2 protein-coding genes are annotated in these 992 nt (G+C 40.6%); both read left to right on the plus strand.

Annotated features, from left to right (window positions below):
* Nucleotides 1-103 precede the first annotated feature (103 nt).
* A complete protein-coding gene (locus CIK04_RS23460; protein ID WP_128824666.1) occupies nt 104-391 on the plus strand; it encodes a hypothetical protein in 288 nt (95 codons plus the stop codon).
* A gap of 288 nt (nt 392-679) precedes the next feature.
* Entirely contained in the window at nt 680-943 is a 264-nt protein-coding gene (locus tag CIK04_RS33525) for a hypothetical protein (protein ID WP_325205744.1), read from the plus strand.
* Nucleotides 944-992: the final 49 nt, after the last annotated feature.

Here is a 992-nt window from a genome sequence, read left to right on the forward strand (position 1 = left end):
CTAGGAAGCATGCTGGCTGTGACTTGTACGCTAAGAGGGTAGTCGAGTCTTTGCAATGGCGGATGGTGAGATTATGAAGTTCTATGAGTTTTTATGAGTTTTTATGAGTTTTTATGGTGGCACCTATGCGTTGGAAGTTAAGCACGGAAAGGCTGTAGTGCGTTATGGTGAGATATCTGGTCGATTGGCTGATGGAGTATCTATTGGAGCCAAGATTCAACAAGGACAACATATTGCCTATGTTGGGAAAGTGGTTTTAAAAAGCGGGTGGACAGGTGAAATGCTGCATTTAGAGATCTATGATGGAAGTGCTACCGGTATTTTAAGAGCTCCTTATCAGAAAGCCCTTACCAAAGTAAGGAAAGATCTCATAAACCCAACGGATATTTGAATATGGCTCAAAAAGGTTACMATGCTAATGAAGTTAGTATTTTTCTGTGTGGTTTGCGTTGTGTTTTAGCCAAGCATCTTTTTCTAAAGATAACTTTCAGAGAAATGAATACAACTTGGGTGGGATATTAGACGTAACTAAAATTGATGCAAATAATGATTCGATCGAGGATTTTATTTTAGCAGCAAACCAAATCACGGTTGAGAACAGTGATCAGACGTATGTCATTGCTCAATCTAGATGAGTACATGCAAAGCTCATGTTAACTCTGACCCAAAAGAAACTAAGTTGCTGATTTTACATGGCCAGTCAAGAGAAGTGCATCATCTTTCCCAGGCTCATTTGATCCTGCCATGTGTGGGCGATTTTCATGGCGCAAAATATGGCATGTCATTTATTTCTCAACAGGCGTTATCGAAAAGCTTAGGGTATGATTTGGTTTCTGACCCCAACCAGATGCTCGTGGTAATACCAACAGAAGCTGGAATCGATACATACTTATATTGGACAGGGGAACGCTATCAGCTCTTTTATCCCCCAGAAGAACCCTAAAAGAGCCATCCGTTTGTATGGACCTTCKTTTATACTAGTTAACCCTTCG

This window comes from Vibrio sp. 03_296 (assembly GCF_002265885.1).

Coding starts and splice junctions, on each gene's coding strand:
- CIK04_RS23460 (WP_128824666.1), top strand. CDS start 104: ATGAGTTTTTATGGTGGCACCTATGCGTTGGAAGTTAAGCACGGAAAG.